We start from the raw sequence: 21,578 nt of genomic DNA, 5'->3' as shown, positions 1-21,578 counted from the left end.
GGCACGCGGCCGATGCTAGGGCACGCGGCGGGCCCTTGAGCTGCGGTTTGTCACAGAAAGTCACCGCTCGGTCGTCGGTGGTCGCTTTCGGTCACAGGGTGGGCCCGAAGCGCCGTTCCAGGCCGCCGTCCGCCGAGTGCACGGTGCCCAGCCGCGGCTCGATGCGCAGGTACACCATCGCGCCCCGGGTCGGGCCGAAACGTTCGACCTGGTCGGCCGTCGGCTCATGCGGCTCGCACGTGCCGATCACCTGTACGGACCACAGGTCGTCGTCCGGTCCGGCCGAGTCCAGGTTGTCGGCGCCGTACGCGACGACACGGTCCACGCACGCGTGGTGATGGCCGTTGTTCCGGGGCATCCGCAGCAGCAGCCGCTCGTCCGCCACGATGTGACGGGCGGGCGCCAGGAAGGGCAGCGCTCCCAGGGTGGTGGCCACCCGGCCGTGGTCGGTACGCGCGAGCAGATCGACGGCGAGCCGTTCGTCGGTGGGCATGCACTTACTGTCGGGCGAGCAGGCCCTCCGGGGGAGGGGTCTTTGGTCCCTAATGACGCCGAATCGGTCCCCCGGGGCGCTCAATGACGCTGCTGCTCGGCCTGTCTCCGCGCCACGTAGGCCGCCGCCTGGGAGCGCCGCTCCATACCGAGTTTGGAAAGCAGACTCGACACGTAGTTCTTGATGGTCTTCTCCGCGAGGTGCAGCCGCTCGCCGATCGCCCGGTTGGTGAGCCCCTCCCCGATCAGGTCCAGGATCCTGCGCTCCTGGTCGGTGAGCCGGTCGAACTTCTCGTCCTGCTGGGGGCCGCCGTTGCGCAGTCGCTCCAGGACCCGGGCGGTCGCCACCGGGTCGAGCAGGGACTTGCCGGCCGCGACGTCCCGTACGGCGGAGAGCAGTTCGTTGCCCCGGATGGCCTTCAGGACGTACCCGGAGGCGCCCGCCATGATCGCGTCGAAGAGAGCCTCGTCGTCCGAGAAGGAGGTCAGCATCAGGCACTTCACGGACTCGTCCCGCGCGCGGATCTCGCGGCACACCTCGACCCCGCTGCCGTCCGGGAGCCGTACGTCCAGGATCGCCACATCGGGGCGCACAGCCGGGATCCGCACCAGCGCGTCGGCCGCCGTACCGGCCTCGCCGACCACCTCGATGTCGTCCTCGACCGAGAGCATCTCGTGGACACCCCGGCGGACCACTTCGTGGTCATCGAGGAGAAATACGCTGATTTTTCCGACTCCGGGCACGCGGTAAGTCTCACATACGGGCTCTTCCCGTGCCTGAGGTGAGCGGGATAACGTGCCGTTGTTCCGGCCCCCTGCAAGGCTGTGACCAGGACTTGTTCCCGACTTTCGCGATTTACTTGGAAATCCAAGCAAAATCGCAGGTCAGGAGGGGTTTCACAGAATTGTGGAGCACTGGGTAACGTGCCTGTTGCAGGGCGCTCGCCGGGGCACCTGTCACGCCTGTTCCCGACGAACCGCACCCACCCTGTGCGTCCGTGGGGCGCAGGTGAGCCGCACTGGCACCCGGCGAACCCGGGGAGCCGGACCGACGGAGGAGCACACGTGACCGTGGAGAGCACTGCCCCGCGCAAGCCGCGACGCAGCGCCGGAAGCAAGGCCAAGGGCGCCGACCCGGACCTCGTCCAGCTGCTGACGCCCGAGGGCAAGCGAGTCAAGAACGCGAAGACCGCCCCGTACGACAAGTACGTCGCCGGCATCACCCCCGATGAGCTCCGCGGCCTGTACCGCGACATGGTGCTCACCCGCCGCTTCGACGCCGAGGCCACCGCCCTGCAGCGTCAGGGCGAGCTGGGCCTGTGGGCGTCGCTGCTGGGCCAGGAGGCCGCCCAGATCGGCTCCGGGCGGGCCACCCGGGAGGACGACTACGTCTTCCCGACCTACCGCGAGCACGGCGTCGCCTGGTGCCGCGGCGTCGACCCGACCAACCTGCTGGGCATGTTCCGGGGCGTCAACCACGGCGGCTGGGACCCGAACACGAACAACTTCCACCTGTACACGATCGTCATCGGCTCGCAGACGCTGCACGCCACGGGCTACGCGATGGGCGTGACGATGGACGGCGCCGACAGCGCCGTGATCGCGTACTTCGGGGACGGCGCCTCCAGCCAGGGCGACGTCGCCGAGTCGTTCACCTTCTCCGCGGTCTACAACGCGCCGGTCGTGTTCTTCTGCCAGAACAACCAGTGGGCCATCTCCGAGCCCACCGAGAAGCAGACCCGCGTCCCGCTCTACCAGCGCGCACAGGGCTACGGCTTCCCGGGCGTCCGCGTCGACGGCAACGACGTCCTGGCCTGCCTCGCGGTCACCAAGTGGGCGCTGGAGCGGGCCCGCAACGGCGAGGGCCCGACGCTCGTCGAGGCGTACACGTACCGCATGGGCGCGCACACCACCTCCGACGACCCGACCAAGTACCGGGCCGACGAGGAGCGCGAGTCCTGGGAGGCGAAGGACCCGATCCTGCGCCTGCGCACGTATCTCGAGGCCGCGCATCACGCGGATGAGGGATTTTTCGCGGAACTCGAGACGGAGAGCGAGGCGTTGGGCAGGCGAGTGCGCGAAGCGGTCCGTGCCATGCCGGACCCGGACCGGTTCGCCATCTTCGAGCACGTGTACGCGGACGGGCACGCGCTCGTCGACGAGGAGAGGGCCCAGTTCGCCGCCTACCAGGCGTCGTTCGCGGACGAAGAGGGGGGTAAGTGACATGGCGGAGACCACGACGTTCAAGAACCTGCCGCTGGCCAAGGCGATCAACGAATCGCTGCGTGCCGCCCTGGAGTCCGACCCCAAGGTCCTCATCATGGGCGAGGACGTCGGCAAGCTCGGCGGCGTCTTCCGCGTCACGGACGGCCTCCAGAAGGACTTCGGCGAGCGCAGAGTGGTGGACACCCCGCTCGCCGAGTCCGGCATCGTAGGCACGGCCATCGGCCTCGCGCTCCGCGGCTACCGCCCTGTCGTGGAGATCCAGTTCGACGGCTTCGTCTTCCCGGCCTACGACCAGATCGTCACCCAGCTCGCCAAGATGCACGCGCGCTCCTTGGGCAAGGTCAAGCTCCCGGTCGTCGTCCGCATCCCCTACGGCGGCGGCATCGGTGCGGTGGAACACCACTCGGAGTCCCCCGAGGCGCTGTTCGCGCACGTCCCGGGCCTGAAGATCGTCAGCCCGTCGAACTCGTCGGACGCCTACTGGATGATGCAGCAGGCCATCCAGAGCGACGACCCGGTGATCTTCTTCGAGCCGAAGCGGCGTTACTGGGACAAGGGCGAGGTCAACACGGAGTCGATCCCCGACCCCCTCCACAAGGCCCGCGTGGTCCGGGAGGGCACAGACCTCACCCTCGCCGCGTACGGCCCGATGGTGAAGCTCTGCCAGGAGGTCGCCGACGCGGCCGCCGAGGAGGGCAGGTCGCTGGAGATCCTGGACCTGCGCTCGGTGTCCCCGCTGGACTTCGACGCGATCCAGACCTCGGTGGAGAAGACCCGCCGCCTGGTCGTGGTCCACGAGGCCCCGGTGTTCTTCGGCTCCGGCGGCGAGATCGCGGCCCGCATCACGGAGCGCTGCTTCTACCACCTGGAGGCCCCGGTGCTGCGCGTGGGCGGCTATCACGCCCCGTACCCGCCGGCCCGCCTGGAGGAGGAGTACCTGCCGAGCCTGGACCGGGTGCTCGACGCCGTCGACCGCGCTCTGGCGTACTGAGGAGAGGGGCCGTGACGACGATGACTGAAGTTGAGGCGTCCGTACGCGAGTTCAAGATGCCGGACGTGGGCGAGGGTCTCACCGAGGCCGAGATCCTCAAGTGGTACGTCCAGGTCGGCGACACCGTCACCGACGGCCAGGTCGTCTGCGAGGTGGAGACGGCGAAGGCCGCGGTGGAGCTGCCCATCCCGTACGACGGGGTGGTGCGCGAACTCCGCTTCCCGGAGGGCACGACGGTGGACGTGGGCACGTCCATCATCGCGGTGGATGTGTCCGGGGGCGCGGCTGCTCCCGTTCAGACCCCGGCCGAGGCTGCTCCCGAGCCTCCGGCGGAGGAGAAGCCGGCGGCCCGTACGCCGGTGCTGGTGGGCTATGGCGTGGCCACGTCCTCCACGAAGCGCCGGCCGCGCAAGGGGGTGGAGATCCCGGCGCAGGAGGCGTCGACGGTGTCGGCGGGGGTGGCGGCCGTACAGGCGGAGCTGAACGGCCACGCGACGGCCACGCCGACCGAGACCGGGGCCGCTGCACCGCAGTCCCGCCCACTGGCGAAGCCGCCGGTGCGGAAGCTGGCGAAGGACCTCGGCGTCGACCTGGCGGCGGTGACCCCGTCGGGCCCGGACGGCGTCATCACGCGCGAGGACGTGCACGCGGCGGTGGCACCGGTGACGGTGCAGGCACCCGAGCCGGTCGCGCCTTCGGCGCTTTCGGTGCCTTCCGCGACGTACGACTCGACCCGGGAGACCCGTGTCCCGGTGAAGGGCGTGCGCAAGGCGACGGCGGCGGCGATGGTCGGTTCGGCGTTCACGGCGCCGCATGTCACGGAGTTCGTGACGGTGGACGTGACCCGGACGATGAAGCTGGTCGAGGAGCTCAAGCAGGGCAAGGACATGGAGGGCCTACGGGTCAACCCGCTCCTGCTGATCGCCAAGGCCCTGCTGGTGGCCATCAAGCGCAACCCGGACATCAACGCGTCCTGGGACGAGGCCGCCCAGGAGATCGTCCTCAAGCACTACGTCAACCTCGGCATCGCGGCGGCGACCCCGCGCGGCCTGATCGTGCCGAACATCAAGGACGCCCACGCGAAGACGCTGCCCCAACTGGCGGAGTCGCTGGGTGAGTTGGTGTCCACGGCGAGGGAAGGCAAGACCTCCCCGGCGGCGATGCAGGGCGGCACGGTGACCATCACCAACGTCGGCGTCTTCGGCATCGACACCGGCACGCCGATCCTCAACCCCGGCGAGTCCGCGATCCTCGCGGTCGGCACGATCAAGCTCCAACCCTGGGTCCACAAGGGCAAGGTGAAGCCCCGCCAGGTGACGACGCTCGCGCTGAGCTTCGATCACCGGTTGGTGGACGGGGAGTTGGGGTCGAAGGTGCTGGCGGATGTGGCGGCGATCCTGGAGCAGCCGAAGCGGTTGATCACCTGGGGGTAGTGGTCCAGGGATCAGGGGCTGCGCATCTCTGCGAGTGGGGGTGCGCGGCTCAGCTCTGGTCCGCCGAGGGCCCGTAGTCGGCGCGCGGCGCGGTCAGCCTGTCGGCGACCAGGGCGAGCCAGCCGCTCGGTGAGTACGGCGTCGGTGGGTCGACCTCCATGCCCAACTCGGCGACGGCGAGGGCGTAGTCGGACTCGTCGATGTCCAGGGCGAGGAGTTCGTGCAGCTCGCCGGCGAGGCGGGCGACCAGCTGCGGATCGGTCGAGGTCCGGTAGTCGTCGATCGCCGCGTCGTGGTCGTCGAACTCGTCCGGCATGTCCTGGGAGAACCAGCCGCCGAGGAACTGGCCGAGTTCGGGGAAACGCGCGTGCCATTCCCAGTGGGTGCCGGGGGTCGCCGGGGGCGGGACCTCGCCTTCCTCGACGCTGTGTTTGATGTGGTCGGCGAGGCAGTACAGCCATTGCTGGATCTCGGCCTCGGGGAGTCCCACGTCCGGGATCGCGTAGAACTCGCCGAGCCGCAGGCGGAGTCGGCCCGGCGGATTGTCGGCGTACTCCCGTAGCTGCCGCTCCGCGACGGCCAGGGCCCACGGTCGGCTGTGCCAGGTGTGGCGCAGGTAGGCGACCAGTGCCTCGCTCGGTTTGTCCGGGGTGTCGTCGGCCGGCTGACCGGCGTAGGCGCGGATCACCTGGTCCAACTCGCCGTAGCGGCGGTCGTGTTCGAGGGGGCTCAGGGGCACGGGGATCAGCCTCTACGGATCGGGTCGCTACGGGTGGATCGCTACGGGCTACGGGCTACGGGCTACAGGTAGACGGGGAACGTGGCGTGGACGGCGAAGCCGTGCGGCCGGGACTCGTCCCGCTTCAGGATCACCCGGGCCGCGTGGACATCGACAGGCTCTCGACCGGCCAGCATCATCGCCTGGAGCAGGACCCGGCCGACCGGTTCGGGGCGGGAGGGCCAGGATGCCTCGATGGTCAGGCGGGGGCGGGTGGACTGGGCCAGCCAGCGGTGGATTGCCTGCTCGTTGGCGGTGACGGTCTGTTGGGTGGCCCATTGGGCGGTTTCGTGGTCGGGATAGGTGGCGGAACGGGTGCGCATGATGGACCGGTCCTCTCGTCGCGATCTAGGCGTCTTCGAACCGCCAGGCAATGAGAAGGCGGTCCGCTGTCACTGCGATCAGGCATACATCGTAAAGAGTGGTGGCCAGGGAATTCCAGTGGAAACTGCGTGTAAGGAAGTCTGCCGTATCACCGTATTCAGCATGGCCGTGATTGGTGAACAAGTCGGATCCCTTGCCAACCGAATCGAGAACCTCGCGCACGCAACTGTCCCTGGCCTCGTCAGCTTCCAGAAGTGACTGATTCGGACCTGAATCGAATGATCCGACGGCCAGTAGCTTCAGCAATTCATCCGCGCCTTTCCGGGATACTGGAAGGAGGCTTGCCGTGGCCACGTCGTGCGTCACGGAATCGAACATTTCTGACGGTTTGACTCCGATGCGATCTCCGTTGTTCTTGCCCTGAGTGAAATCCAGCAGATCGGCGATCCAATCCTCGTGCTGTCTCTGCAGCAGGCATAGACACGTCCAACGAGTGTCGAACAGTCGAGTCGCGCACTTGGGCAGAATACCTGTGGTCACGGACAATCACTCACTCGGACGTTAGGGGTTGCTCGGCATCGAAGTGTAGACGACGTATGGAGGAACGATGCCGGACTTGTATTTGAGTACGACCTTGGCTCCGTACGTTTCATGAGCCGATGTCGATCCATTGGGTATACTTCTTCCGGTCGCGTAGTCGAATTTCACGGGATCCAGGTTCAGCATCGATCCGTCATGACGCGGACCGGCCAGCCATTTCTCGATCTTTTCTGGATTGTTCACGCCAACATTCGGCTTTCCGGCATTTGTCGGGTTGTTTGCCGGTCCGATCTCATCCATCGCATCTTGCGTTGCCTTCTGCGCGACGGTCAGATCTGGGAACGTGGACGCGGCATTAATGGTCGGCTGGTCCCTGAGTCTGTTCAGGAGCTGTGCGTCGGTCTGTCCGACATGTTTATCGATGATGTGGCTCTTGTGCACACCTTCCTGGTTCGCCAGGTCGACCGGATAGAAGTGATTTGCCTTGTCCTCGCCCGCAACCGTATAGAGCGGCTGCTCTCTGAACTCATTGAGCGAGCGAGTACCGAAAGCCTCCGCGCGACCCTCTTCGGCGGCGTAGGTGGGGACACTGTTCCTCGCCTCTTCCAGCGCGGGCTTGAGTTTGCCCAGGTCGACGGCAAGACCATGTATCTCGTGGTTGTAGGAGTCCACAGCGTGGTTCAGGCGCCCGGTGTCGATGTTGGAGATGAACTCCGCCGCCAGCTCGGGAAGTTCACCGAGCTTCTCCAGGGCGTCCAGGACTCCTTTCACGGCGAAGGTCTTCGCCGCAGCGTCCTTGTAGACGTCGGTGATCGTGGACCGGATCGTTGTCACTTGGGTGCTGACCTGGTCACATGCCACTGCGACGGCGCTCGCGGTGTCCTGGACGACATCCAGTGCGGGTTGTTGACCGTCCTTGTGGGCCCACTTGTAGCCTTGGTGCTCCTTTCCCCACTCGGACGTCCCCCAGATCGCCGAGCAGAACTGCTTCATCGCGCTCTGCCACTCGTCGTTCCCCGGCGAGGGATTCGTGATGTAGCCGATGGCGTCGTCGAACGTTCCCGCGGACTTCTTGGCGTCCGTGCCTGCCTGCCGCCAGGCCTGCGCGATCTTCGGAAGGTCGACGTCGTCGCCGCCCGGCGTGATGTCCGCGACCTTCCCGTGCCGCAGGGCGTGCTTGAGGACGGGGCGGATCACCTGGTCGCCGACCCAGCTCAGCGCGCCGGAGACTTCGTCGATGATCGCGTTGCCCCAGCCGTCCTCGCCGGAGGCGTCTCCCCAGCCGAGCTCGGCGACCGGGCCGCCCGCGCCGGCTTTCTTGAGCACAGCCGGTGGGCTCTTCTTCACCACCGCCGGTGTCAGGATATTGGTGGCGTGCTCTGCCTCCGCGTAGTTGTTGGCGGTCACCGTCAGGCCGACCGCCGCACCGCCGACGCCCTCAGTGGCCCTGTCCCAGACGTCGAGGAAGAGGGCCGCGACTTCCGCGTATGCCTTGGCGAAGGCCTTCGGTCCCGAGCCGCAGCCCACCGCGTGTTCGTATCCGTCGAGCGTGTCGACGAGGCTCTTGGCCCGGTCGGCGAAGTCGTACTGGGCGTTCCGCAGCATGAAGGACGCGTAGTACACGTGCGGCGGCTGGACGTCGAACCCCGTGACCACGCTGCTGCCCGGCGCGGCGGGCTTCATCGCGGCCAGTTCGTCGGAGCGTTGCTGCCGCGCCGAGACCGTGTCCTGCTGGGAGATGTCCTTGCCCTGCGGGTCCTGGAGGGAACCGGGAGAGGGGGCAGGGGTGGTCGTGCCTCCGGAGCCGGACGAGGGGGCGGGCAGTGAGCCGCTGCCTGTGGTGGCCGGAGGCGTGGTCGACGGTGAAGGGGCGGGTGTTGTCATCAGACGGCCCCCCAGCCGCGCAGCACCGCCCGGTGCGCCGCGGCATAGTTCGCGTGACCGGTGGTGACATACGCGTGCAGCCACTTCTGCGCTGCCTGCAGATCCTGCGCCGACCGGTCCCACTCGTCGAGCTTCTGCACGAAGACCTCGCGGGCCTCGCCCTTCCACGACAGGACGACCGGTTCGGCACGGTCGTAGAGGTCGTCGAGTCTGCCGTTGAGCTGCTTGAGGATGTCCTCCAGCTCGGCGGTGAGGTCGTGGAGCGTGGCGAAGGAGACGGATATGTGGCTGTCGTCGGCGGAAGCCCCGGTCGACATGATCCCCCTGGATATCGGTCGGTAACTATGGCCGGCTGATGGGCACTTGGTGGCCCGTGTTCAGAAAGGCCAGAAGGGCCAGAAGGGCCAGAAGGGTGGTCAGCAGGATCAGAAGGAGTCGAGGCTGCTGCGCGGGGGCGCCCCATCGACTCCCGTCGCCGCGTCCGTGTTGGGCGTCGACAGCTTGTCGACCTCGCTGCCGACGTCCACCTGGATCCTCCGCATCTGCTCCAACACCTCGATGTCGTGCGCGGAGAAACCGTCCCGGCTCATCCGCACGGCCTGCTCCAGCAGCTTCATCACTTCGCGGATGCGTACGGCGTCCTCGGTCGCCGCGCGGTGGAACTCGCGGTACGCCGTCGCCGCCGGGCCGCGCCAGCCGGCCTCGACGCGGTCGACGATCGCGTCCATGCGTTTGACCTGCTTGTCGAGGTGGTCCTGCATGTCGTCGAGGTCGCCGGCGAGTTTGGTGAGGTCCTTGGACGACACGTGCAGGTCAGGGTTGCCGCCCTGGCCCGTGCCGGTTCCGGGCACTGTCATGCCGTATCTCCGCCCCCGTCGCGTCGACATCACACGTCACTTGCTGTTGCAATAATCCTACGGTTCGCGGTGACCTCGAAGCGAGGCGGCCAGGTCGCCGGATGGCCTTGACGGGTCACGGAGTTACGTCTCGCGGCGCCCCGCGATGTTCAGCTCGGCCCACACGGTTTTCCCGACGGTGAGTCTCTCCACGGCCCAACGGGCGGCCAATGTACGGACGATGAGCAGGTCTCGGCCGAACTGGTCGCCGGGAGTGGAGGTTTGGGGGAACGGAAGCCGCGGCCGCTCTTCCCTCGGGTCGGTGACCGCGACGCGCAGGGCGTTGCCGGTGAGGGACGTCTCCACGCGGAACAGACGGTCCCGGAGGCACCCGTGCAGTAACGCGTTCGTGCACAACTCGCTTGCCAGTAGCGCCGCGTCGCCGGCGGAGTGGGGGTGTCCCCAGATGGCGGTGAGGTGAGCGACCTGTCTGCGGGCGCGGGGGATGTTGATCGGGTACGGGGTGTAGGTGACGGCGTCGTAGTGGTCGTAGCGGCGGTTGTGGGGGTTGGGGGGTCCGGGAGGACAGGAGTCGGTCACCGGGGGCACCTCCTTGTGCGGGGTGGGGACGGGGGCCAGGTGGGGTGGCTCTGCCGTGCTGTGTGAGGGCAGCGCGGTGCACTTCCGCCAACTGGTGTCGCTGGGTGGGCGATTGAGTACTGAAGGTAGCGAGTTCCCTGAAGCGTGTGCAAGCAGTCTCGGGGAAATCTGTCCCCAAATTTGCTTGCGGTGCTGCTTCGGCGAACTGCACACTGGCCGCGACCCGGGAGGTAATCCGACGTGACCGCAGGCCAGTTCATGCGCGGGAATCGCGTATCCACCGTTCTCGCCCGCAAGTTGGGCGGTGAGCTGCTGAGGCTGCGTGACGACGCGCGGCTCACCCAGCCGCAGGCCGCCGAGGCTCTGTCGGCGACGGCGGCAAAGGTCGCCAAGATGGAGCGCGGGTGGGTGCCGTTCCGGGATCCCGACATCCGGATCCTGTGCGATCTGTACGGCGTGACCGACCCGAAGGCCGTGGAGCGGTTGCTGAGCCTCGCCAGGACGGACCGTGAGCGCCGTAAGGCCAAGGGGTGGTGGAACCAGTACCCGGAGTTGCGCGCCCTGGTGGAGTACGTGGCCCTGGAGGACATCGCGACCGGGGTCCGCACATGGCAAGGCGCCTTTGTCCCGGGCCTGTTGCAGACCCCGGACTATGCCCGTGCTCTCGCGATCGGCAACGCCGACTGGGACGACCCGGACGACGTCGAGCGCTTCGTCGAGGCGAAGATCGCGCGACAGGCACGGCTGACGGACGCAAGCCCTCTCAACCTGTGGGCGGTGGTGGGCGAAGGGGCGTTGCGCCAACTCGTCGGTGGCCGTGAGGTGATGCGGGTACAACTGGCGCATCTGTCGGAGGTGGCCCGCCGGCCGAACGTCCGGCTTCAGGTGGTTCCGTTCCTCGCGGGTTCCCATCCCGGCATGACCAGCGCCTTCAGCGTCGTGTCCTTCGCGGAACCCGGCGCGATGGACGTGGTCTACATGGACACCACCTCATCTACCCTGTGGCTGGAGAGCGAGGCCGACGCCGCACGCCACAACACCACGTTCGAGCGGATCGCCCGCAGCGGACTCGCCCTTCGCGATTCCACTGCCCTGATCGAACGCATCCGCAAGGAGCTGTGAGCCGTGCCCCCCTTCGAGTTCACCAAGTCCACGTACAGCAGCGGTAACGGCGAGTGTGTCGAGGTCGCTCGCAACGTCCCCGGCACGATCGCTGTCCGTGACTCGAAGGACGTGGACGGGGCGATACTCCGACTCACCCGCACCGCATGGGCAGCATTCACCAGGGACCTGTAAACCGTGCCCCGCTTCGTGTTCGTCAAGTCCAGTCACAGCGGCGGAGATGCCGGTCAGGAATGCGTGGAAGTCGCCCGCAACAACCCCACCACCATCGCCGTCCGCGACTCCAAGAAACCGAACGGCCCCCTTCTCCACCTAACCCCCTCCGCTTGGACCATGTTCACCACGCACCTACGCCAAGCGAACCCCAACCCGGCCTAGCCGCCCCGCACCCACATCCCCGCGTGTGCTTCCCTCAGGTGCTCCGTGAACGCGTCGACGACGATCGGGAAGAAGTCGCTGAACCGTTCGCCGGCCGACCCTCCTCCCATCCCGCCCCCGCCGAAGAACGCGTCCAACTGCTCCTCGGTGTGGAACACCGCGCGTGCCTCCGCGCACTCGGCGATCAGTCCCGGCAGCTGCCAGGGGCACCATGGGTGGGTGTCCGAGATGACCAGGTGGAGGCCCTCCTCCAACGTGGCGTCCATCATGTCGTCGTCGACGGCGAGTCCGTCCTGGCCGAAGTAGTTCACCAGGAACTGCTTCAACCGGGGGAAACGCAGGGCGAGTTCAGGGGCGGTCAGGGGTGTGCCGAAGAGTGTTTCCCGGTCGAACGGCGCCTTCCAGCGCTCCACATACGCTGCCACCGCCCGATAGACCTCGGGTGTGCGGGCCGCCGACTCGGCCCTCGGGAAGTTCCTGAGGGAGGGGTGTCCGCCGGCCGGGTCGTGCGCGAACAGATCGGCCGCCAGGTGGAGTTGGGCCGCGATCTCGTACAGATCCCGGCCGCCGTCCTCCCCGGCGTTCCACAGTCCCCGGATCACCGGGAACAGGTCCCGCCGCCACACTTCGGCGTCGTCGGGGACGGGATTGCCGTAGTCCCTGTACTGGCTGAGCAGAGTTCGGGCGCCCTCAAGAGCGAAGTACTGCGCCAGCTCCCGGTCGTTCGCCGACATCGCCGACTCAACTCCTCACGTGACGATCGTACGAGAAAGCCGTACGACAAGCCGCCGTACGACAAAGGGACCCGCCGCTGGCATGCGGCAGGTCCCTCGGAGTCAATGCGCGGATGGATGACCAGACGTCAGCCGAGCTTCGCGAAGCCGTAGTTGAGCAGCTTCTTCGCGTCCGTCTCGCGCTGGGCGACCGACGTCGACGCGAGGACCGTGCCGATGACCGTCTTGCCGTTGCGGGTGGCGGCGAAGACGAGGCAGTACTTTGCCTCGGGGCCGGAGCCGGTCTTCACGCCGATCGTGCCGCTGTAGCTGTTGAGCAGGGTGTTCGTGTTGGTCCAGGCAGCCATCGTGCGGGTGCTGCCGGTCTTCGTGATGGTCTTCGCCTTGTACGACTTGGTCTTGACGACCGTCTTGAACGTGGCGTTCTTCATCACGTTGCTGGCGAGCTTCGTCAGGTCGCGCGGCGTCGAGTAGTTGTTGCCGTTGCCGATGCCGTCGAACGAGTCGAACTTCGTGTTCGTCAGGCCGAGGGTCTTCGCCGTCGAGTTCATCTTCGCGATGAACGACTTCACGCGCGCGGCCCGGGTCGAGCCGGCGCCGTACTTGTCGGCCAGCGCGTACGCCGCGTCGCAGCCCGACGGCAGCATCAGACCGTAGAGGAGCTGGCGGACGGTGACCTTGTCGCCGACGATCAGGTGGGCCTGCGAGGCGTTCTTGGCGACCACGTAGTCGCTGTACGCCTTCTGGATGGTGACCTTCGCGTCGAGGTTCAGGTTCGACTGGGAGAGCACGACCTTGGCGGTCATGATCTTCGTGGTCGAGCCGGTGGACAGCTTGGTGTCCGCCTTCTTGTTGAACAACGACGACGCGTTGGCGTTGTTCATCAGGTAGCCGCCCTTGGCCACGATCGTGGGCGTCGTGACAGCCTGCGCGGGTGCCGCGGTCAGGGCGCCGGTCGCGAGCACAGCGCCTGCGGTCACGGTGACCGCGGCGGCTCTGCGGAAGCGGCTGCCCTTGATGCCGGTAATGGCAGTAATCAACTGAGGTACCCCGAATACGTTGAATGCCCCTGAGGAACGGCCCAGTTGGAGGGGGGAAAGAAAGGGCCGTACGTGTGTGACACGTAAGTAGCACAGAAGGTTGTGCGGTTGCTGCGCCGGGTTCCCCGAATGTGTGAAACGCCCCCGAGAACCGGCCGCGGAAATGCACCTCCCTAGACGCACGCCCGACCCCATTCGGTTCCGTCCGCATCCTGGACCGCCCGTCCTCATGCGTACGTGTTGTATCTATGCTGTCCTCATGCCGTCCCCGTCCCTCGCTCCGTCCCCCGCCGCCACCGGTTCCGCCCCTCCCGCCGTCAAGCAACCCCCCGCCGCCGACCGCGTCTACACCCACGTCAAACAGGGTGTCCTGGACCGGCGTTACGAAGGCGGAACCCTGCTCACCGAGGGCGAGTTGGCCGAGGCCGTCGGAGTGTCACGGACACCCGTGCGCGAGGCACTGCTGCGCCTGGAGGTCGAGGGGCTGATCAAGCTCTACCCCAAGAAGGGCGCCCTGGTCCTGCCCGTCTCCTCGCAGGAGATCGCGGACGTGGTCGAGACCCGGATGCTCGTGGAGCAGCACGCGGTCCGCAAGGTCGTACCGGCGTCACCGACCCTCATCGCCCGGCTCGAAGAACTCCTCGACCGGCAGAAGGAACAGGCCGCCGCGGGCGACCTGGCCGGCGCCGCCGTCACCGACCGCTGCTTCCACGCCGAGATCGTCCGCGGCGGCGGCAACGAGATCCTCTCCCGCCTCTACGACCAACTCCGCGACCGGCAGCTGCGGATGGGCGTCGCCATCATGCACTCGCACCCCGACCGCATCGCCAAGACCCTCACCGAGCACGCGGCGATCCTCGACGCGCTGCGCACCGGCGACGCCGAGGCGGCCGCCGGGATCGTCCACCAGCACGTCGACTGGTTCTCCCACCTGGCGCGGGGCGAGGTCCGATGAGCAGCAGCAGTAGCAGTTCCAGTGCGGCGATGTCCCTGCCCGGTGATCCGCCCGGCGGCCGCCGCGCCCTCGCCGTGTGGGGCATCGGCGTCTCCGTCTACTTCGTCGCCGTCATCTTCCGTACGTCCCTCGGTGTCGCCGGCCTCGACGCGGCCGAGCGTTTCCACGTCAACGCCTCGGCGCTGTCGACGTTCTCGATCCTCCAACTGCTGGTCTACGCGGGCATGCAGATACCCGTCGGCCTCCTCGTCGACAGCCTCGGCACCAAGAAGGTGCTGACCATCGGAGTGGTCCTCTTCACCGCCGGCCAGCTCGGCTTCGCCTTCTCGCCCTCCTACGGCACCGCTCTCGCCTCGCGCGCGCTGCTCGGCTGCGGTGACGCGATGACGTTCATCAGCGTGCTGCGGCTCGGCACCCGCTGGTTCCCGGCCCGTCGCGGCCCGATGGTCGCCCAGCTCGCGGGCCTCGCGGGAATGGCCGGAAATCTCGTCTCCACCCTGGTGATCGCGCGTCTGCTGCACGGCATCGGCTGGACGGCCGCCTTCGCGGGCAGCGCGCTCGCAGGGGTCGTGGTCCTCGTCCTGCTTCTTCTGTTCCTGAAGGACCACCCGGAGGGCCACGAACCGGCCCCCTTCCCGCACCGCGGCGCCGCCTACGTCCGCCGTCAGATCGCCGCCTCCTGGCGCGAACCGGGCACCCGCCTCGGCCTCTGGGTGCACTTCACCACCCAGTTCCCGGCGATGGTGTTCCTGCTCCTGTGGGGCCTGCCGTTCCTGGTCCAGGCGCAAGGACTGTCCCGGGCCACCGCCGGTGAACTCCTCACCCTCGTCGTCCTGTCCAACATGCTCGTCGGCCTGGTCTACGGCCAGATCGTCGCCCGGCACCACACCGCGCGGCTGCCGCTGGCGCTCGGCACGGTCGGCGCCACGGCCCTCGTGTGGGCGGTCACGCTCCTCTACCCCGGTGACCACGCGCCGATGTGGCTGCTGATCGTGCTCTGCACGGTGCTCGGCTCCTGCGGCCCCGCCTCGATGCTCGGCTTCGACTTCGCCCGCCCGGCGAACCCGCCGGAGCGTCAGGGCACCGCCTCCGGAATCACCAACATGGGTGGTTTCGTGGCCTCGATGACGACCCTGTTCCTGGTCGGCGTGCTCCTCGACGCGACCGGCGACAACTACTCGATCGCCTTCTCGGTGATCTTCGTCCTCCAGGCGGTCGGCGTCAGCCAGATCCTCCGGCTGCGGAGCCGGGCGGCCCGCCGCGAGAGCGAACGCCTCGTGGCGAGCCGGGTGGAGACGGTCCACGTGCCCGCGTGAACCCGTCCCTTCTCACACCGCTCTCCTACGACTTTCTTACGCCGGTACGACGGGTACGACGGGTACCAGCGTGAGGTAGGCGAGCCCCAACACGCCCCGGTAGCTCATCCATTGGGCCCGGTGCCGGTCGAGGCGTTCGCGGGTCGCGGCGGCCAGCGGATGGTCGCCGTGCCCGGCGAGCCACACCTCCGCGTCCGCCTGGTACGCCGACTCGAACTCCTCCCACTCGTCCGCGTTCGCCGTCTCGGTCCACTCGGGCCGGAACCCGGCCGCCACCGCGCGATCGACGAGCGTCCCCAGGTCGTAGTGCTCGTCGGCACGCGCCTCCGGCCACATGCCGGCCAACTCGGCCGTCGTGGGCGGGCGTTGCCAGAACCCCTCACCGAGCAGCACCCGTCCGCCGTCGGCGACGAGCCGCCGCAACTCCCGCAGGGCTTCGGTGGTGTGCTCGGGAGGCTCCGCGTCACTGAGGGCCTGACTCGCACCCAGACACAGCACGAGATCGGCCGGCCCGCGCCCTGTCCCCACGGCCGACTCCTCGACGAACTCGACCCGCTCCGCGAGCCCCCGCGCCTCGGCATCACGCCGCCCTCGCGCCAGATCCCGCGCGTTCACGTCGATTCCGACACCCCGCGCATCCGGTACGACGGCCAGCACCCGGAGCATGAACTCGCCCCAGCCACAGCCGATGTCGAGCACCGTGCGCGGCCCCGCACCGGCCAGCCGCCGCACGATCCCGTCGGCGCGTGCCTCGGAGAGCGGGCTGTGGAAGGCGAGCCGGGTGAGCCGGGGAGGCCCGTCGTCGGGCTGGGTCTTCCGGGTGTTCTGGGGCTTCTCGGTTTTGGACGTCACGTCAGACATGCGGCGGAGGCTAGCCGCGGACGGCAGACCACCGACAACGAATTTCCCGCCCGCGGCGAGCGAATTCCCGCACCCGGCGACCGACTTGGGCGGGTTGCCTCGTGCTACTTGGTGACGGTGAAGTTCCGCAGTATCGAAGCCGACAGCTCCGGATCGCCGTCCGCCTTGACCTTGTCCGACACAGAGTCGACGGTGACCCGCCCGCAGGCCAGCCGTACGTACGTCTCCCAGTCGAGGATCAGGGTCGCGGCGGGGCCGAGCGCGGGGGCCGTCTCCAGGGTGCCGCGGCCCTGGATGTCGACGCGGATCGTACGGAGGAACTCGATCGGGCCGTGCACGTCGAAGACGACCGCCGAACTGCGCGGGGCGCCCGAGTCGTCGGCGACGACCTTCGGGAGCGCGGCGAGGAGCACGTCACGGGCGATGTGCGCGCCGGGCGAGTCCAGGTTGCCGGGGCGGCCGAGGGCGGTGCGCAGGTCCTGTTCGTGCACCCACACGTTGAACGCGTGGTTCCGCATGGACTCTTCGAGGGTGACCTCGGTGCTGACATGGCCGCGGACCTTTGTGCCGGGGTCGCGCGACTCGTTCCGCAGCTGACGGTTGCGGCGGATGATCGTGTACTCCAGCTCCGACGTCATCTCCGGCGCCGTGTGGTGGCGTCGTACGTCGACCTGCATCTCCATGTACCGCTGGTGCTCGTTGGTGACGTGGTAGAGGTCGCGGGGGAGGGTGTGGATGGGGCGCGGGTCGCCGAGCATCTCGTTGTCCAGCCCGATGACATGGGAGACCACGTCACGCACCGACCAGCCCGGGCACGGCGTTCGCCGGTTCCACTCTCCCTCCGCGAGCGGGGTGACCAGCTCGGATATCGCGTCGATGGAGTGGGTCCAGGCGTCGGCGTAGGGCTGGAGAGTGGGATGCAGACTCACGGAACGGGACCCCTCGGCGGTCGGTACAGGTCGGGTGGCGGGCGGCGTTGCCAGCGGGAGGTGGCTGTCGGCGGGTGTCTTGGAACGCTAAGTTACGCTGCTGTGAGGCACCCCGGCAGTGCTTTCGTGTGACGATCGTAGGCCCGTGTGAACGGCTCGAATGCCAGGACGGTGGTAGTGTGCGCGCCTCCCTCATCCAGATCGCCGTAGAAGAGGGCGAATCGGTCGAATCCCGCCGGGTTCGGATGGTGTCCCTCGTCCGCGAGCAGGCCGGTGCGGATCTGGTGGTCCTGCCGGAGCTGTGGACGACGGGTGCGTTCGCCTACGAGCGGTTCGCCGAGGAGGCGGAGCCGTTGGAAGGCCCGACCTACGAGGCGATGGCCAAGGCGGCGAGCGACGCGGGCGTGTGGTTGCACGCGGGCTCGATCCCCGAACGCACAGCATCTGACAGCGGCTCCGCCGCGGGCTCCGGCCCCCTCTACAACACGTCCCTAGTCTTCTCCCCCTCCGGTGAACTGGTCGCCGCCTACCGCAAGATCCACCGCTTCGGCTTCGACAAGGGCGAGGCCGTACTGATGGGCGCGGGCGGCGAACTGGTGACGGTCCGTCTCCCCGACACGACTCTCGGTCTCGCCACCTGCTACGACCTCCGTTTCCCCGAACTCTTCCGCGGCCTCGTCGACGCCGGCGCCGAGACCCTCGTCCTCCCCGCCGGCTGGCCCGAACGCCGCCGCTCCCACTGGACCCTCCTCGCCCAGGCCCGAGCGGTCGAGAACCAGTCCTTCGTCCTCGCCTGTGGAACGGCCGGTACCCACGCCGGAGTTCCCCAGGCCGGTCACTCGATCGTGGTCGACCCCTGGGGCGAGGTCCTCGCGGAGGCGGGCGCGGGCGAGGAGACCCTCACGGTGGACTTCGACCCGGGGAAGGTCGCCGTGACGCGGGAACAGTTCCCGGCGCTCAAGGACCGGGTGCTGGGGCTGGAGACTCCGCGGCGAGTCGGATGAGGAGCGGATTCCGGTAGGGCGTCAGTCCTCCCGTTCCTTCTCCGCGAGGTGGATCACGCAGACCGCCACCGCGATCAGCAGCGGCGCGTCCGCGTCCTCGCGGACGATGTCGACGCCGTAGGTCTCGCGGATGTGCAGCCAGCGCCGGGAGATCTGCGCGAGCAGCTCACCGTCGTAGTCGACGCCGAACTCGCGGTCGAGGATCTTGCCGCTGACGTCGAGTTCGGTGCCGTCGACCAGGGACACCTTGTAGTGGTTGCGTAGCAGGGAGAAGCGCTTGTGCTTGATGGTCGCCAGGGGCTCACCGTCCCGTTCGATGACCATCGTGTCGCGCAGGGCGAGCATCTTCTTGTGGATGTCGATGAGCACGCGCCCGTGCGTGTCCTTCAACTCGAAGGTGTCCCGGATGCGCATGGCCTTGCCGTCGACCAGGAACACCTTGTTGCCGTTCTGGTCCTCGATCCAGTAATCCTCACCGAAGCCGAGGATCCGATCGCGTACGAGGAATCTCATGACATTACGGCTTCCCCGGCAGCCGGTCCGAAACGCCGCCGATAGGCCGACGGGCTCAATCCGGTCTCCCTCCGGAGCCGCACCCGCAGGTTCGCGCCGGTCCCCAGACCGCACCTCGCCGCGACCACGTCGAGCCGTTCCTCCCCGCGTTCGATCAGCCGGCACGCCAGCGCCACCCGCTCCCCGGTCAGCCAGGCGAGCGGCGTCGTCCCGAGCTGCGCACGGAAGCGCCGGTGCAGGGTCGCCGGACTGACCGCCGCCCGGCCCGCCAGCTCGGCCACCGTCAGCGGCTCGCCCAGCCGCTCCTGCGCCCACGCAAGCAGCGGCGCGAGCGACTCGTCGGGCACGTCGGGCAACGGCCGCTCCACGAACTGCCGTTGCCCGCCGTCCCGGTGGGCCGCGAAAACGAGCCTCCTGGACACCGCGTTGGCGATCTCGGCGCCATGGTCCCGCCGTACGACATGCAGCCCCAGGTCGAGCGCGGCGGCGCTGCCGGAGGCGGTGAGGATGTCCCCGTCGTCCACGAAGAGAACGTCCGGTTCGAGCCGCACGCGCGGGTGCAGGGTGCGGAAACGGTCGGCCCACATCCAGTGCGTGGTCGCCCGGCGCCCGTCCAGCAACCCCGCCTCCGCGAGCGCGAAGCTCCCGGTGCACAGGCTCATGACACGGGCCCCGCGCGCGTGGGTGCGCCGGATGGCGTCGAGAACGGCGGCCCCGCGCGGTACGACGTTGTCGGGCCGGCCCGGCACGACGAGGGTGTCCGCCGAGTCCACCGCGTCGAGACCGTGCGCCCCGCTGAGGGTGAAGAAGCCGTGGTTCATCCGCACCTCACGCGCGGGCGTGCACACCAGCACCTCGTACAGCGGCCCGGGCAGCCCGAGTTCGGGCCGCGGCAGCCCGAACAGCTCGGTGGCGACGCCCACTTCGAAGGGGTTGGTGCCCTCGTCGACGATGACGGCGACACGATGAGGCTTCGAAGGGAAACGCTGAGAGGATCCTTGCGGCATGTGCGATTCCTAGCACTCGTGAGGCCACCCCGACACCCCGCAGGCTGACCCCATGACAGCCACGGAACCCATCTCCCTCCCTGCCGCCCTCGCCTCCTTCACGGACCGGTGGAGCCCCCGCATCGTCACCACCGTCAACGACTACGACGTCCGCGTCGCCAAGGTCGAGGGCGAACACCTCTGGCACACCCACGACCACACCGACGAGTTCTTCCTGGTTCTGGAGGGCGAGTTGCACATCGCGCTAAGGGAGTCGGCAGGCTCGGGCTCCGGCGAACGCACGGTCGTCCTCCCCAAGGGCTCTGTCTTCACGGTCCCACGCGGCACGGAACACAAGCCGTACGCCCCGGTCCCGTCGGAGATCCTCGTCCTCGAACCGACCGGCACGCTCACGGTCGGCGACCACCATGACGAGATCCCGGACCACGTGGACGCGACGACGGGTCACACCCTGAACTGACCCTTCATGGCGGTGAGTAGGGCGTTCAGGGCGGTGGGGGTGGGTGAGAGGAGCGTGGCGGGCTCGTCGCTCTCGCGGAGGTGGAGCGTGGTGGGGGCGGTGGCTATCTCCAGGCAGTTGGTGTCATCGTCTCCTCCTGAGAACGACGATTTCTGCCAGCGGAGAGACTGAGACACGGCATACCTTTCACAGTTGCTGAGCGATACGGCGGATGAAGCCGAGGGACGCCTCCGGCGGGAGGGCGGCACCTTCGACTCGTTCAAGGCGGGCTCGGTAGCGGTTCAGTTGGGCGGGGGCATCGATGAACTCGGCGCCGTGCGTTGTGTCGATCTGCGCGGTGTCCAGTAGGGGGACCACCCCGCCAACGTACTGCAGAGGAAATCCCGCACCAGCGAAGCCGTCGGCCACGAACGGAATGACGCGAATCGTCACGTTCGCCTGCTCGGATGCTTGGAGAAGGTGCTCCAACTGGGCGCAGGTGACTTTGGGTCCGCCGACGCGCATTCGTAGCGCGGCCTCGTGGATGATCACGTCATACGGCGTTCCGGTCTTGAGTACCTGCTGGCGTCGTATCCGGAAGGCGATGCGAGCCTCGCGGTCGTCCTCGGGAAGATGCGGCTGCGCAAATACCGAGGCGCTGCGCACATGGTCCTCGGTCTGCAGGATTCCCGGAATGTGTACAACCTCGAAGGTGCGGACGTACGACGCGTGGTGCTCCAACTCGGCGAGATCCAGAGCCTGGAGAGGCACCACGCCCCGGAATTCCTCCCACCAGCCCTTGTCCCGCTCGTTGGCCATGTCGACCAGTGCGTCGATGACCCGGGCGTCATCGCAGGCGTAGTGCTCGGCGAGCCTTCGCAGCCGCTCCTCGCTGATGCCGTGCTTCCCCGACTCGATGTTGCTGATCTGCGCCTGGTTCGTCCCCAGCCAGGCCGCGACGTCACGGGATACCAGCCCCGCCGCCTCGCGCAACCTGCGCAACTCCGCGCCAAGGCGTACCTGACGTGCGGTGGGGATGACCCTCGGCGGCATGACATCTCCTCAGTTCCACTGACCCGGTTGCGGCGTTGCAAATATACCGAGTACCTTCGTGACGTACTCACGGAGGGTGCCCGCATGGTCACCCATCCGCAACTCCCGCACGCCCACCGCCCG

Annotated in this window: 27 protein-coding genes; 10 read left to right on the top strand and 17 right to left on the bottom strand. The window is 68.0% G+C overall.

Annotation, left to right across the window (positions count from 1 at the left end; translation table 11 throughout):
* Positions 1–91: 91 nt before the first annotated feature.
* Positions 92–493: a pyridoxamine 5'-phosphate oxidase family protein gene (locus OG504_RS26715; protein ID WP_405992100.1), complete on the bottom strand. Its 402-nt coding sequence runs from the start codon at positions 491–493 to the stop codon at positions 92–94.
* An 80-nt stretch (positions 494–573) separates the two neighbouring features.
* Positions 574–1,236 (bottom strand): response regulator, encoded by a 663-nt coding sequence (locus tag OG504_RS26710; protein WP_405992099.1) that lies wholly within the window; start codon positions 1,234–1,236, stop codon positions 574–576.
* Between the two features lie 321 nt (positions 1,237–1,557).
* Between OG504_RS26710 and pdhA the strand changes: the two genes are divergently transcribed.
* Genes pdhA through OG504_RS26695 form a run of 3 tightly spaced genes read left to right on the top strand, consistent with a single transcriptional unit; the run spans position 1,558 to position 5,142 of the window.
* Positions 1,558–2,715, top strand: a complete 1,158-nt coding sequence (pdhA, locus tag OG504_RS26705; RefSeq protein ID WP_033285353.1) for a pyruvate dehydrogenase (acetyl-transferring) E1 component subunit alpha — start codon at positions 1,558–1,560, stop codon at positions 2,713–2,715.
* 1 nt (position 2,716) lies between these two features.
* A complete protein-coding gene (locus OG504_RS26700) occupies positions 2,717–3,709 on the top strand; it encodes an alpha-ketoacid dehydrogenase subunit beta (protein ID WP_405992098.1) in 993 nt (330 codons plus the stop codon).
* A gap of 11 nt (positions 3,710–3,720) precedes the next feature.
* Positions 3,721–5,142 (top strand): dihydrolipoamide acetyltransferase family protein, encoded by a 1,422-nt coding sequence (locus OG504_RS26695; RefSeq protein WP_405992097.1) that lies wholly within the window; start codon positions 3,721–3,723, stop codon positions 5,140–5,142.
* A gap of 49 nt (positions 5,143–5,191) precedes the next feature.
* On the opposite strand, the gene OG504_RS26690 is transcribed toward OG504_RS26695, so the two are convergent.
* The 7 genes from OG504_RS26690 to OG504_RS26660 all read right to left on the bottom strand — a co-directional run bounded on the left by OG504_RS26690 (position 5,192) and on the right by OG504_RS26660 (position 10,104).
* The gene (locus OG504_RS26690; RefSeq protein WP_405992096.1) at positions 5,192–5,881 is read right to left on the bottom strand and encodes a contact-dependent growth inhibition system immunity protein; all 690 of its coding nucleotides are present in this window, start codon (positions 5,879–5,881) and stop codon (positions 5,192–5,194) included.
* A gap of 62 nt (positions 5,882–5,943) precedes the next feature.
* Positions 5,944–6,243: an RNase A-like domain-containing protein gene (locus OG504_RS26685; RefSeq protein ID WP_405992095.1), complete on the bottom strand. Its 300-nt coding sequence runs from the start codon at positions 6,241–6,243 to the stop codon at positions 5,944–5,946.
* 25 nt (positions 6,244–6,268) lie between these two features.
* Positions 6,269–6,784 (bottom strand): hypothetical protein, encoded by a 516-nt coding sequence (locus tag OG504_RS26680; RefSeq protein WP_405992094.1) that lies wholly within the window; start codon positions 6,782–6,784, stop codon positions 6,269–6,271.
* 21 nt (positions 6,785–6,805) lie between these two features.
* Entirely contained in the window at positions 6,806–8,668 is a 1,863-nt protein-coding gene (locus OG504_RS26675; protein WP_405992093.1) for an RNase A-like domain-containing protein, read from the bottom strand.
* Positions 8,668–8,985: a WXG100 family type VII secretion target gene (locus OG504_RS26670; RefSeq protein WP_405992092.1), complete on the bottom strand. Its 318-nt coding sequence runs from the start codon at positions 8,983–8,985 to the stop codon at positions 8,668–8,670. Before OG504_RS26670 ends, OG504_RS26675 begins: the two co-directional genes overlap by 1 nt.
* Positions 8,986–9,093: 108 nt before the next feature.
* Positions 9,094–9,525, bottom strand: a complete 432-nt coding sequence (locus tag OG504_RS26665) for a WXG100 family type VII secretion target (protein WP_405992091.1) — start codon at positions 9,523–9,525, stop codon at positions 9,094–9,096.
* A 123-nt stretch (positions 9,526–9,648) separates the two neighbouring features.
* A complete protein-coding gene (locus OG504_RS26660; protein ID WP_405992090.1) occupies positions 9,649–10,104 on the bottom strand; it encodes an ATP-binding protein in 456 nt (151 codons plus the stop codon).
* A gap of 258 nt (positions 10,105–10,362) precedes the next feature.
* Between OG504_RS26660 and OG504_RS26655 the strand changes: the two genes are divergently transcribed.
* From OG504_RS26655 to OG504_RS26645, 3 genes are read left to right on the top strand one after another with little or no spacing between them, the layout of a single operon-like run.
* Positions 10,363–11,226 (top strand): DUF5753 domain-containing protein, encoded by an 864-nt coding sequence (locus OG504_RS26655; RefSeq protein ID WP_405996436.1) that lies wholly within the window; start codon positions 10,363–10,365, stop codon positions 11,224–11,226.
* Positions 11,227–11,229: 3 nt separating this feature from the next.
* Positions 11,230–11,400 (top strand): DUF397 domain-containing protein, encoded by a 171-nt coding sequence (locus tag OG504_RS26650; RefSeq protein WP_405992089.1) that lies wholly within the window; start codon positions 11,230–11,232, stop codon positions 11,398–11,400.
* Positions 11,401–11,403: 3 nt separating this feature from the next.
* Positions 11,404–11,604 carry a DUF397 domain-containing protein gene (locus OG504_RS26645; RefSeq protein ID WP_405992088.1) on the top strand — a complete coding sequence of 67 codons (201 nt, stop codon included), beginning with the start codon at positions 11,404–11,406 and terminating at the stop codon, positions 11,602–11,604.
* On the opposite strand, the gene OG504_RS26640 is transcribed toward OG504_RS26645, so the two are convergent.
* Together OG504_RS26640 and OG504_RS26635 are read right to left on the bottom strand one after the other, a co-directional pair.
* Entirely contained in the window at positions 11,601–12,338 is a 738-nt protein-coding gene (locus OG504_RS26640) for a hypothetical protein (protein ID WP_405992087.1), read from the bottom strand. The genes OG504_RS26645 and OG504_RS26640 overlap by 4 nt on opposite strands.
* 128 nt (positions 12,339–12,466) lie before the next feature.
* The gene (locus OG504_RS26635) at positions 12,467–13,378 is read right to left on the bottom strand and encodes a D-alanyl-D-alanine carboxypeptidase family protein (RefSeq protein WP_405992086.1); all 912 of its coding nucleotides are present in this window, start codon (positions 13,376–13,378) and stop codon (positions 12,467–12,469) included.
* A gap of 259 nt (positions 13,379–13,637) precedes the next feature.
* Between OG504_RS26635 and OG504_RS26630 the strand changes: the two genes are divergently transcribed.
* On the top strand, positions 13,638–14,333 hold the full coding sequence (locus tag OG504_RS26630) for a GntR family transcriptional regulator (RefSeq protein ID WP_405992085.1): 696 nt from the start codon (positions 13,638–13,640) through the stop codon (positions 14,331–14,333).
* Positions 14,330–15,649, top strand: coding sequence for a nitrate/nitrite transporter (locus OG504_RS26625; RefSeq protein ID WP_405992084.1), 1,320 nt, complete (start codon positions 14,330–14,332; stop codon positions 15,647–15,649). Before OG504_RS26630 ends, OG504_RS26625 begins: the two co-directional genes overlap by 4 nt.
* A 36-nt stretch (positions 15,650–15,685) precedes the next feature.
* Here OG504_RS26625 and OG504_RS26620 read toward each other — a convergent pair whose 3' ends face one another.
* Together OG504_RS26620 and OG504_RS26615 are read right to left on the bottom strand one after the other, a co-directional pair.
* Positions 15,686–16,510: an SAM-dependent methyltransferase gene (locus OG504_RS26620; RefSeq protein WP_405992083.1), complete on the bottom strand. Its 825-nt coding sequence runs from the start codon at positions 16,508–16,510 to the stop codon at positions 15,686–15,688.
* 104 nt (positions 16,511–16,614) lie between these two features.
* Complete coding sequence (locus OG504_RS26615; RefSeq protein ID WP_405992082.1) at positions 16,615–17,439, bottom strand: maleylpyruvate isomerase family mycothiol-dependent enzyme; 825 nt, start codon at positions 17,437–17,439, stop codon at positions 16,615–16,617.
* Positions 17,440–17,618: 179 nt separating this feature from the next.
* Between OG504_RS26615 and OG504_RS26610 the strand changes: the two genes are divergently transcribed.
* Positions 17,619–18,443, top strand: a complete 825-nt coding sequence (locus OG504_RS26610; protein ID WP_405992081.1) for a carbon-nitrogen family hydrolase — start codon at positions 17,619–17,621, stop codon at positions 18,441–18,443.
* A gap of 21 nt (positions 18,444–18,464) precedes the next feature.
* On the opposite strand, the gene OG504_RS26605 is transcribed toward OG504_RS26610, so the two are convergent.
* Entirely contained in the window at positions 18,465–18,956 is a 492-nt protein-coding gene (locus OG504_RS26605) for an LURP-one-related/scramblase family protein (RefSeq protein ID WP_405992080.1), read from the bottom strand.
* Positions 18,953–19,963: a GlxA family transcriptional regulator gene (locus OG504_RS26600; protein WP_405992079.1), complete on the bottom strand. Its 1,011-nt coding sequence runs from the start codon at positions 19,961–19,963 to the stop codon at positions 18,953–18,955. Before OG504_RS26600 ends, OG504_RS26605 begins: the two co-directional genes overlap by 4 nt.
* Before the next feature lie 52 nt (positions 19,964–20,015).
* On the opposite strand from OG504_RS26600, the gene OG504_RS26595 reads away from it, so the two are divergent.
* On the top strand, positions 20,016–20,423 hold the full coding sequence (locus OG504_RS26595) for a cupin domain-containing protein (protein WP_405992078.1): 408 nt from the start codon (positions 20,016–20,018) through the stop codon (positions 20,421–20,423).
* On the opposite strand, the gene OG504_RS26590 is transcribed toward OG504_RS26595, so the two are convergent.
* Together OG504_RS26590 and OG504_RS26585 are read right to left on the bottom strand one after the other, a co-directional pair.
* Positions 20,408–20,599: a DUF397 domain-containing protein gene (locus tag OG504_RS26590; protein WP_405992077.1), complete on the bottom strand. Its 192-nt coding sequence runs from the start codon at positions 20,597–20,599 to the stop codon at positions 20,408–20,410. The two genes, OG504_RS26595 and OG504_RS26590, sit on opposite strands and share 16 nt — an antisense overlap.
* Positions 20,600–20,609: 10 nt before the next feature.
* A complete protein-coding gene (locus OG504_RS26585; RefSeq protein ID WP_405992076.1) occupies positions 20,610–21,455 on the bottom strand; it encodes a helix-turn-helix domain-containing protein in 846 nt (281 codons plus the stop codon).
* Between the last annotated feature and the right edge of the window lie 123 nt (positions 21,456–21,578).

This window comes from Streptomyces sp. NBC_00986 (assembly GCF_045162565.1).
Classification (GTDB): domain Bacteria; phylum Actinomycetota; class Actinomycetes; order Streptomycetales; family Streptomycetaceae; genus Streptomyces.
Note: the sequence above shows the minus strand (reverse complement) of the source record. Positions and strands in the feature narration are given on the sequence as shown.

What these genes read in the sequence shown, in the direction of transcription:
- OG504_RS26640 (WP_405992087.1), bottom strand. Translation starts at nt 12,338, where the DNA reads ATGTCGGCGAACGACCGGGAGCTGGCGCAGTACTTCGCTCTTGAGGGC.
- OG504_RS26685 (WP_405992095.1), bottom strand. Translation starts at nt 6,243, where the DNA reads ATGCGCACCCGTTCCGCCACCTATCCCGACCACGAAACCGCCCAATGG.
- OG504_RS26700 (WP_405992098.1), top strand. Translation starts at nt 2,717, where the DNA reads ATGGCGGAGACCACGACGTTCAAGAACCTGCCGCTGGCCAAGGCGATC.
- OG504_RS26675 (WP_405992093.1), bottom strand. Translation starts at nt 8,668, where the DNA reads ATGACAACACCCGCCCCTTCACCGTCGACCACGCCTCCGGCCACCACA.
- OG504_RS26595 (WP_405992078.1), top strand. Translation starts at nt 20,016, where the DNA reads ATGACAGCCACGGAACCCATCTCCCTCCCTGCCGCCCTCGCCTCCTTC.
- OG504_RS26600 (WP_405992079.1), bottom strand. Translation starts at nt 19,963, where the DNA reads ATGCCGCAAGGATCCTCTCAGCGTTTCCCTTCGAAGCCTCATCGTGTC.
- OG504_RS26620 (WP_405992083.1), bottom strand. Translation starts at nt 16,510, where the DNA reads ATGTCTGACGTGACGTCCAAAACCGAGAAGCCCCAGAACACCCGGAAG.
- OG504_RS26605 (WP_405992080.1), bottom strand. Translation starts at nt 18,956, where the DNA reads ATGAGATTCCTCGTACGCGATCGGATCCTCGGCTTCGGTGAGGATTAC.
- OG504_RS26670 (WP_405992092.1), bottom strand. Translation starts at nt 8,985, where the DNA reads ATGTCGACCGGGGCTTCCGCCGACGACAGCCACATATCCGTCTCCTTC.
- OG504_RS26630 (WP_405992085.1), top strand. Translation starts at nt 13,638, where the DNA reads ATGCCGTCCCCGTCCCTCGCTCCGTCCCCCGCCGCCACCGGTTCCGCC.
- OG504_RS26655 (WP_405996436.1), top strand. Translation starts at nt 10,363, where the DNA reads ATGCGCGGGAATCGCGTATCCACCGTTCTCGCCCGCAAGTTGGGCGGT.
- OG504_RS26625 (WP_405992084.1), top strand. Translation starts at nt 14,330, where the DNA reads ATGAGCAGCAGCAGTAGCAGTTCCAGTGCGGCGATGTCCCTGCCCGGT.
- OG504_RS26715 (WP_405992100.1), bottom strand. Translation starts at nt 493, where the DNA reads ATGCCCACCGACGAACGGCTCGCCGTCGATCTGCTCGCGCGTACCGAC.
- OG504_RS26665 (WP_405992091.1), bottom strand. Translation starts at nt 9,525, where the DNA reads ATGACAGTGCCCGGAACCGGCACGGGCCAGGGCGGCAACCCTGACCTG.
- OG504_RS26585 (WP_405992076.1), bottom strand. Translation starts at nt 21,455, where the DNA reads ATGCCGCCGAGGGTCATCCCCACCGCACGTCAGGTACGCCTTGGCGCG.